This is a genomic window from Cryobacterium sp. 10I5, from assembly GCF_035019865.1.
In the GTDB taxonomy this organism is placed as follows: Bacteria; Actinomycetota; Actinomycetes; order Actinomycetales; family Microbacteriaceae; genus Cryobacterium; species Cryobacterium breve_A.
In genome coordinates this window covers 1-8,875 of sequence record NZ_JASJVI010000117.1, presented here as the reverse complement: position 1 = coordinate 8,875, position 8,875 = coordinate 1, and the positions used below count along the sequence as shown (strand labels likewise).

Annotated in this window: 8 protein-coding genes; 4 read left to right on the top strand and 4 right to left on the bottom strand. The window is 65.7% G+C overall.

What is annotated here, in order from left to right:
- Positions 1-230: 230 nt before the first annotated feature.
- Positions 231-809 carry a sigma-70 family RNA polymerase sigma factor gene (locus QN350_RS17995; RefSeq protein WP_322138759.1) on the top strand — a complete coding sequence of 193 codons (579 nt, stop codon included), beginning with the start codon at positions 231-233 and terminating at the stop codon, positions 807-809.
- Positions 810-856: 47 nt separating this feature from the next.
- Positions 857-2,479 carry a hypothetical protein gene (locus tag QN350_RS17990; RefSeq protein ID WP_323502628.1) on the top strand — a complete coding sequence of 541 codons (1,623 nt, stop codon included), beginning with the start codon at positions 857-859 and terminating at the stop codon, positions 2,477-2,479.
- A 59-nt stretch (positions 2,480-2,538) separates the two neighbouring features.
- Here the strand turns inward: QN350_RS17990 and QN350_RS17985 are convergent, their stop codons facing one another.
- From QN350_RS17985 to QN350_RS17975, 3 genes are all read right to left on the bottom strand, one after another.
- Positions 2,539-3,111, bottom strand: coding sequence for a TetR/AcrR family transcriptional regulator (locus QN350_RS17985; RefSeq protein ID WP_323502629.1), 573 nt, complete (start codon positions 3,109-3,111; stop codon positions 2,539-2,541).
- Positions 3,112-3,114: 3 nt separating this feature from the next.
- A complete protein-coding gene (locus tag QN350_RS17980; protein WP_322138756.1) occupies positions 3,115-3,573 on the bottom strand; it encodes a hypothetical protein in 459 nt (152 codons plus the stop codon).
- A gap of 101 nt (positions 3,574-3,674) precedes the next feature.
- Entirely contained in the window at positions 3,675-4,634 is a 960-nt protein-coding gene (locus tag QN350_RS17975) for a GlxA family transcriptional regulator (protein WP_322138755.1), read from the bottom strand.
- A gap of 185 nt (positions 4,635-4,819) precedes the next feature.
- Here QN350_RS17975 and QN350_RS17970 point away from each other — a divergent pair, with 185 nt between their 5' ends.
- Both QN350_RS17970 and QN350_RS17965 read left to right on the top strand, forming a co-directional pair.
- Positions 4,820-6,106 carry a DJ-1/PfpI family protein gene (locus QN350_RS17970; RefSeq protein ID WP_323517036.1) on the top strand — a complete coding sequence of 429 codons (1,287 nt, stop codon included), beginning with the start codon at positions 4,820-4,822 and terminating at the stop codon, positions 6,104-6,106.
- Positions 6,107-6,239: 133 nt separating this feature from the next.
- Positions 6,240-7,844, top strand: a complete 1,605-nt coding sequence (locus QN350_RS17965; protein ID WP_323517034.1) for a M1 family metallopeptidase — start codon at positions 6,240-6,242, stop codon at positions 7,842-7,844.
- A 158-nt stretch (positions 7,845-8,002) separates the two neighbouring features.
- Here QN350_RS17965 and QN350_RS17960 read toward each other — a convergent pair.
- Positions 8,003-8,875: oleate hydratase (locus tag QN350_RS17960; RefSeq protein ID WP_323517032.1), on the bottom strand; the 873-nt coding region annotated here is incomplete at its 5' end.

The following is an 8,875-nucleotide window of genomic DNA, read 5'->3' as shown; positions in this document are numbered from 1 at the left end:
GCGGGTGACCGGGAATTCGGGTCACCCGCGCTGTCTCGTTCAGGACCCGGGCGCGGATGTCCGGTCGAACTCATCGGGAGTGCGCCAGGAGTTCGAGTGGGAATCATCGCAAGCAGAACCATTCCCACCCCCTGGCTCGTTGGACCGTAATCGAATCGAGATCGGTCAAATGCGGAACGGGGGAACCGTACGGCTCGTGCCGGACAGTATGAAGTATGGGGATACAACACGTGGGGGAAATCGCGGTGTGGGCGTCGGCTCGCGACGGCAACGCGGACGCGTTCGCCGAACTGTTTGACCTGCATCGGGATCGCGTCTTTCGGCATGCTCTTCGTTTGGTCCGTTCCCAGCACGACGCAGAAGACATCACCGCTGCAGCGTTTCTCGAACTCTGGCGTCGGCGCGACGCCGTTCGCGTCGTTGAGGACAGCGTGATCGCCTGGTTGCTTGTCACGACGAACAATGTGGCACGCAACGTATCGCGAAGCCGAAGTCGTCATCAGGCCCTGATCGATCGGCTGCCTCGCGGGATGGACCAGGGGGAAGAGGCGTTTGATGCCGTCGACACTCGTATCGATGCGGAACACCGGGATACGACGATGAGGGGCGCGCTGGCTCGGCTCTCGATCGCTGATCAGAATGTGATCACCCTCTGCGTGGTCGAAGAACTCGGAGCAGCAGAAGCCGCTGCGGCGCTGGGCATTCCGATCGGCACGGTCAAATCACGTCTCTCCCGCGCGAAGGCGCGGCTCGCTCGGCTGGCGGGCGATGCTCTTGCGGCCGTATCGACGACAGGAGGTGCGCTGTGAACGACGAACCGACATTTGATCCGGATCGCAGTCGAGCGATCAGACAGATGCTGATCGAGACTGTCGATTCGGCTCCCGCCAGGCGCAGAACACATCGGGTCCGGGTGCTCGTCGGGATCATCATGCTCGCCGTGTTGACGGGCGGCGGCACGACCGCGCTCGCGCTCGCCGGTGGTGCACTGTTCACACCGGCACAGCCGGCCTCCTCGAGTGCTCCGTCCCCTGTCTTGCCAACCGCCACGACGACGGCAGTGCCAATCGCGCCGACGTCGGTTCCGAGCCCGACGCCCGCGGTCGCGACTCTTCCGATCGCACCACACGACGTGACCTCAGCGCCATCAGGTGCGTCCTGGTCGATCCAGTTGCCGGGAAGCAGCGAGTCGTGCGTGCAGCACACGTCCTACAGCATCGCGGACGGCTACGCGCTCTTCCAGGCGGGACCGAAGGAGGCCTCGGGCGATGAGCTCTCCCCGGGAGTTGGCCCTGATCCGTGCGACATGTCCGACGACGGGGTCACCCTCACTCTCGTCGACACGGCGACCGGAAGCCAGGTCTGGTCGCGCAGTTGGTCGTGGAATGGTTTCGCGAACCGCTATGCCGGGGTCGTCCCCGTCATCCTCGGCACCTCGGGTCGGATCCTGGTGAGGACCGTGGGACCCGAATTGCCCTCAGAGGTTCTCGACCTGGCATCAGGATCGACGGTCGGTTCGCTCGCGCTCGATACCGGCGAGAGCATCCGTTCCGCCCAGGCCGTCGCCGGTGACTCGGGGGAGGTGATCGCGACAATCGAGACGCTCGACTCCTCGCTGAACACGGCCGGCCCGTCGCGTGTCGCTCGATTCGATCCTCGCGACGCGTCGCATCCGGTCTGGTCGACGGTGGTCGATGGATCAGCGCTCAGCGCTCAGGTCGTGACCAACGGCATTTCCTATACCTCGCTGGAGTACAGCCCCACCGGGTGGCAGACCGCGCCTCCCGGGCAGATTCCCTACATGAACCACCTGCTCAACCTGTCAACGGGTGAGATCTCGTCGCGACCAGAGGCGCTCTCATATGACTTCTTCACCGGGTACACGATTCGCCCCGGTGGCTACGACACGACTGGCAACCCGCTCACACTGACCGGACTCGATGACGACGGAAACCAGATCTGGACTCGGAGCGTCCCTGCTGCCAGCTCTGTCGTGGAGGTAACGACGCCGCTCGTACGCCCGGGCAGTAGCGACCAGGTCGGAGTCGGTCGCGGAAGCAATCGGGTCGGAGACGGTCAATTCCTCGTTGTATCGCCGAACTCAGTCGCCCTGGTCGATGGCCTGACGAACGACACGATCTGGACGACGGGCCTGACGGGCTCCGCCGTCGACCAATCGCTGTACTCAGGCTTCGACGCTCTTCGTACCGAGGGGGCGACACTCATTGTCACCGCGACTTCCGGTACGGCATGCCGCTTGGATGCCACAACGGGGGCGGTACTCGCGAGTCTCTCGCCGAGCTACTGGCCCCCAACCGGAACGGTGGCGAGATACGAACTCCGAGATGGAACCGGAACCGCGACGAACATGCAGACCGGCGCGACCGAGTGGTCGGTTCCGTCGGACGCCGACGAGTGGTTCTTTGCGGGAGGGTATTTGGTTGCTCGAAGCGGCAACACCATCATCGGCCTCGGCTGAAACCCCGGTGAGTCCCGACGCAGCCCGCCGGGCTGAACCGGGCGGTCGGCTCATTCCGATCAGGCCGGGAGCACCGCGCGGAGCGTCGCGAGGATCGCCTCCGGGTTGAAGGACTCCGGGCTGCGGATCGCCTGGATCGAGGCGCCCTGGACCAGGGCGACCACCGTCGCCGCGAGCTCGTCGCCCTGGACGCGGGTCCCGGCGGCGACCTCACGACAGACCGGCGAGAACGCCGCGAGGTAGCGCCCGAAGCTCGCCTCGATGCGGGCGCGGAACAGGTCGTCACGGCGGGAGAAGTAGAACGCGAAGATCAGTTCGACCGCGGCGCGGTACTCAACCAGGCGCTCCAGCTCGACCCGGATCATCCGCTCGAGGCGGTCCCACGGCTCAAGCCGGGCCAGGTCGGAGTCGGACAGGGCGTCGAGCGTGCCATCGAGCAGCACACCCAGCAACGCCTCCAGCAGGCCGTCTTTCGACTGGAAGTGGAAGAACACGAGGCCCGTGGAGATGCCGGCCGCCGTGGCCACCCGGCGTGCGGTGACGGCATCGAGACCCTCGGCGAGGGCGATCTCATACGCCGCGGCGAGGATCGCGTCGCAGCGCTCCTGTTCGGGCTTCTTGGGGCCGCCCATCGATCAGGCGTCTTCCCCGGTGCGCCGGGAGGCGCGATACCGGCGCAACGCCAGCCAGGCGCCCGAGGACCAGAGCGCCCACAGCACCAGAACGGGCTGGAACAGCAACCGGATTGTGCGATCGAGGTCGGTGTTCAGCCCGAAGGAATCGGTGTGCGTCGCGAGCTGCGAGATGTTCCCGGGGAAGATGGCGACGAAGAACGCCGCGACGATCCAGCCGATCTGCACCCGGTACCGGCCCAGGGCGAGCAGGGAAGCGCCGAGGACGATCTCGACGACGCCGGACGCCAGGACGACGAAGTCTCCCGCGATCGGCAGCCAGGTGGGCACCTGGGCGAGGAAGGCCTCCCGGTTCACGGTGAGATGGCTGATGCCGGCAAGCAGGAGGAAGGCTCCCAGCGTCATCCTGAAGATGGTGCGCAGCACGGACGTGCGCTTCTTCTGAGGTGCGAGAAGGTTCATGCTGCGTCTTTCGTGGGGAGATGCCGGGGAGAATCGATGCTCCGACTCTACATTGACTACCCGGTCAATGACCACTTGGTCAATGACGGGACCCGGTACGGTCAGTCGGACCCGAAGTGTTCTCGATGGTTCGTGGGGGTGGTATCGAGGCGACGCCGGAACGCTCGGTTCATGGTTTCAGGGGTGCCGAACCCGCATGCTCGCGCGATCTCTTCCACGGTCAGCATCGTCGTCTCGAGAAGGCTGCACGCTGTCTCCATCCGCACCGCCTCCACATGCTCGGCGGGCGTGATGCCCACCTCGGACTTGAACACCCGACTGAACTGGCGCTCAGAGAGGTGGGCGCGAGACGCCATACCGGAGATGGAGAGATCGGCGGTCAGGTTGTCAGGGAGCCAGGCCAAGACCTCGCGGATGGGTTCGTCGGTCGCGGACTGTGCGGCCAGCAGCGCTGAGAACTGCGCCTGGCCGCCCGAGCGGCGGAGGTATACGACAAGGCGCCGCGCTACGGTCGCAGCGGCCTTGCGGCCATGGTCGTCGGCAACCAGCGCCAAGGCCAAGTCGATTCCGGCCGTGACGCCGGCCGAGGTCCAGACGTTGCCGTCCTGCACATAGATGGCATTCGGGTCGACAGTGACCTCCGGGTAGGCCCGCTCAAGCACCTCGCACTCGGCCCAGTGGGTGGTCGCGCGGCGACCGTCCAGAAGGCCCGCGGCAGCGAGTAGAAACGCGCCTGAGCACACGGATGCGACCCGCCGCGAGTCCAATGCCAGCCGCCGGATGCTGTCGACCAGCCTCGGATCACCCGCGGCCTCCTCCATGTCGCGGCCCCCGGCGACCACGAGAGTGTCGATGGGTCCGACCACCGCGTTGATCGGTTCCGTCGCGAACTCGAGGCCGCTCGTCGACAGCACCGGCCCGCCATCGGTACTCACCAGTTCCGTGGTGTACCGAGCGATCGGCAGGAACCGCGAGGCGGTGGAAAACACCTCAAGGGGCCCGGTCACGTCGAGGATCTGCACAGACGGAAACCCGACGATCACGATGCGTGGTTCGCTCACTGTCTTCCTCCGTGGCCGAGATCGTCAACAGCGTGTCCTAGGCGAGCCGACAACCGAACCCTACCGTGAAGTCATACCCGGAAACATGACGTCGGCGCGGCGAATCCGCGACTCCCCTACCTTTCCGAGTTCCTTTCGCGCCTCACCCGCTGACCACGCCCGTGCCCACTCACCAGGAGATCGTCATGTCAAAAATCGCCCGCCGAATCGGCAGCATCACACTCGCCACGACCCTCACCATCACCGCCTTCGCCGCCATCGCGGTCACCGGATTGTCCCAATCGAGCGCTGAGACGGCCTCCGCGGCAAGCCTCGGGGCGCCACCCCCTGGGCCGGGTACAGAGCCACTCCACGGGCAGTTCGTCGTTGCGGTCGTTCTCGGTCAGTCCGGATCCGACACTGCCGACGTATTCGCGCCATATGACGTTCTGGCCAGTTCACCCGGTTTCTTCGTCTACACGATTGCCGCCTCCGCCGCCCCGGCGGTCGTCGACGGTGGCCTGTCGGTCGTGCCGGCCCACACGTTTGCCGAGGTGGCGGAAGGCACCGCACCTACGCCTGACCTGGTCGTGGTGCCGGCCGTGAATAGTCCGGCGGGGCCCGAGGAGGCCCCGGCGCGCGAATTCATCGCCACCCAGTACAACGCGGGCGCTCGCATCCTCGGCATTTGTGCGGGCTCCCGGCTGCTCGCAGCCTCCGGAGTCCTCGATAGGCTGCGCGCGACGTCCCATTGGTCCCGAATCGCCGCGCTCAGAACCTCGAACCCCGAGGTTTCCTGGGTCACCGGACAGCGCTACGTCCAGGACGGCCGCGTAACCACTACCGGTGGCGTGACCTCCAGCATCCCCGGCTCACTCAAAGTCATCGCCGACATGGCCGGTGACACGGAAGCCAACCGGGTCGGCGAGTCCATCGGCTACCCGGGCTGGAAACTGGATGGCCCGACTGCGATGCCCATCAAAGACTTCAGGTTCGAAGACGCTGCCTTTTTCTTGAATACAGCATTCCCCTGGGGGCGACCGAGGGTTGCCGTCGAGCTGAAAGATGGCGTCGATGAGATCGATGCCGCTGCACTCTTCGAGGTCTATGGATACTCACAAGGCGCCACCACCTCCGCCCTGTCGGCAAAAGGGTTCGTCACGACCAGGCACGGCCTCGTTGTGAAAACGTCGATTCTCGATGGCGCGACGAGCACGGTGGTTGCCGGCGAACTCGGTGCACCAGGAAGCCCGCAGGGCTTCGACGCCGCCTTCGAACTACTGTCGCGGAGCAGCAGTTCGTCGGTTGTTCAGTCCGTGTCCAAGATGATCGAGTACCCCCTCGATCAGGTCCGACAGGAGAGGGCACCGCTGATCGCGCAAGCCCGCACGTCGCTGCTCCTGGCTCTCGGCCTCTTGCTTGCGGTCGGCGTCGGAATGCTGCCCACCATCATCCTCGGCGTCGTCCGACGCCGGATGAGGGCTCGCGCCTGATCGCGCAGAGCGCACCTGACTATGGACGGCGAGACTGACCGGCCATTCCAGTGACTCGAGCTAGCCGCTTTTACGCGACCGAAGTAGGTTGACACGAACGCGCCACTGGTTCGCCCAACGAAGGAGATGTTCCTTGCCGTCATTCACAAGGCTCCACACCGCCGCCATCGCGGGGTTGTCCGTGCTGGCACTCACGTCCATCGGGACGGGCAGTGCCGCGGCCCTCGGCACGCACGCGAGCACAGCAAGCTCGAACGGTGCCGCGTACACGGCAGGGGCTCCCGGGAGCGGCGACCCGTACTTTCCTTACGACGGCAACGGCGGTTACGACGTGCTGCACTACGACCTCGCCCTCCGGTACGCGCCGCCGACGGACCCCGCGGCTCTCGTGGGAAAGCTCAACGGCGTCGCGACCATCACGCTCCGCGCGAAGCAGAACCTGCAGTCGCTCAACTTCGATTTGCGCGGTCTCGACGTCACGTCGGTGCGGGTAGACGGCAAGGCGGAGACGCACGGGAAATCGGCGGACAAGGGGAGCGCCGAATGGTCACAGACCCAGGACGACGCGAACCGATACTGGGAGCTCACCGTCGGTCTGCTGCCGAAGCTCCGGGAGGGACAGTTGACAACGATCACCATCGAATACGGGGGAAGCACCGGGCGTCCGCTGGACACAACGGGCGCCCTCTATGGGTGGGTCACGACTGCGGATGGCGCGATGGTGGTGAACGAGCCCGATGGCGCCTCGACCTGGTACCCCGTGAACGACGACCCCCAAGACAAGGCCACGTATTCGTTCCACATCACGGTGCTGGCTGGAAAGACGGCCATTGCGAATGGTCTGGCCGACGGCCGGCCACGGACCAAAGCCGGGTGGACCACCTGGTCGTGGGAGGCCACGGACCCGATGTCCAGCTACCTGGCGACGGCGACAGTCGGCGACTTCACCCTGACCAACGATAAGGGTCCACACGGACTCCCGATCGTCAATGCCATCGACTCGGGCGTGACGGGCGCGGGTCTTGCGGAGACGAAGGCGGCACTCGCGCTTCAGCCCCAGATGATTGCCTTCCTCGAGGGCCAGTTCGGGCGCTACCCATTTGAGGCTTTCGGCGCGATTGTCGACGACGATTCAGTCGACTATGCCCTGGAGACTCAAACCCGGCCCGTCTACTCGCAGGTTGCGGACGAAGCGACAGTGGTCCATGAACTCGGGCACCAATGGTTCGGCGATTCGGTGACGCCCTCGGACTGGAAGGACATCTGGCTGAACGAAGGCTGGGCCACCTACATCGAATGGCTGTGGGCTGAGCATCAAGGCACCGCAACGATTCCGGCGCAGTTTGCCGATGCGGTGTCCTACCTGGACGCGAACAACGGCTGGACGCTCAACATCGCGGACCCCGGTCGCGACGAACTCTTCTCGGCTCCGGTCTACCTGCGGGGAGCGGCCGCACTCCAGGCGCTGCGCGAGAAGGTCGGTGACAAGGCGTTCTTCGCGGGCGCCCGCTTGTGGTTGAACCGGTACAAGGGCTCTACGGCGACCACGGCAGACTTCCAAGCCGTGATGGAGAAGACCTCAGGCCAATCGCTGACGACCTTCTTCAACGAGTGGCTGCGTCAAAACGTCCGCCCGACGATGCCGCAGCTGCAGGCAGGGACCTCGGCGGGCCCGAGCAATGCGTCCCCGGGACCGGCCGCATCCGACCTCAACAACGGTCACCGGGAGGCTCGTTGACGAGTGCCCTGCCGAAAGCCTCCGGCACTCTGGGCGACAGTCCTGGACAGGGGGCCATCTGTGCCGACGGAACCTGCTGGCCCGGTTCCTGTCCGTGAATGCAGCGACGGGGCCCGGGACATCGTGTCCCGGGCCCCGCGCATGGCTCGTCGGCTCGGTCAGCTCAGCAGGCCGGACTCCTTGAGCAGCTCGCCGATCTCGGTGTTCTTGATCTGCTTCATCAGCAGATCGCGGACCATGGCCGGGCCGGGCACCTCGATCTCCTTGCCATCACGCAGCAGGCTGGCGGCGGCGAGCAGCGTACGCACGTCGTAGGTGGAGTTGAAGACCTCCGGCACGCCTCTGTCGATGCCGAGCAGCTGGTAGGTCGCCTCCATCGCGGTGCGCACCGAGTACTCGATGGTGAAGATCGTGTCCCGGGAGGGTGTCTCGGCGAACTGGCCGAGGAACGCGAAGTTGACGGCGCCGGCCGGGACCACGTCGGGCCGGTCACCCGCCTGCCGGGGCATGAAGAACGCCGTGACGTAGGGCATCATCACCGGCACGCAGGTGGCACTGTTCGCCGCGAGCTCGGGGATGTCGGCCACGGGGACACCCATGTGGTACAGCCACTCTTGGGTGATCTCCTCGCCAGTGCACTCCTGCATCGACTTCTTCACGTAGTCGCCGGGGACGTCGCCCAACAGCGAGTACACCCAGACCACGATCTGGTCCTCGGGTTGCTTTTTGAAGTGCGGCTGGCGGTTGACTGTCCAGCTGAGCAGCCAGGCGGAGTCCTGGGCCGTGACGATCCCTCCGGTGACGGTCTTGCCGCCGAACGGCGAACGCTTGGCGATCTTCTCGATGTAGGCGGGGATACGCGTGTCGAGCGTGGTGACGGTGGCCGACTGCCACTTGCTCTCCTGGATGTGTGCGCCGAACACGTCCGGGTGCCCGAATGACGGGTCCTTTGCAGCCAACCGCCGCCAGAGGTCCCAGGCCGGGGCCGGTCCCTCGTCGAGCTTCGCCGCTGTGTGCTGGTCGCCGTTGTC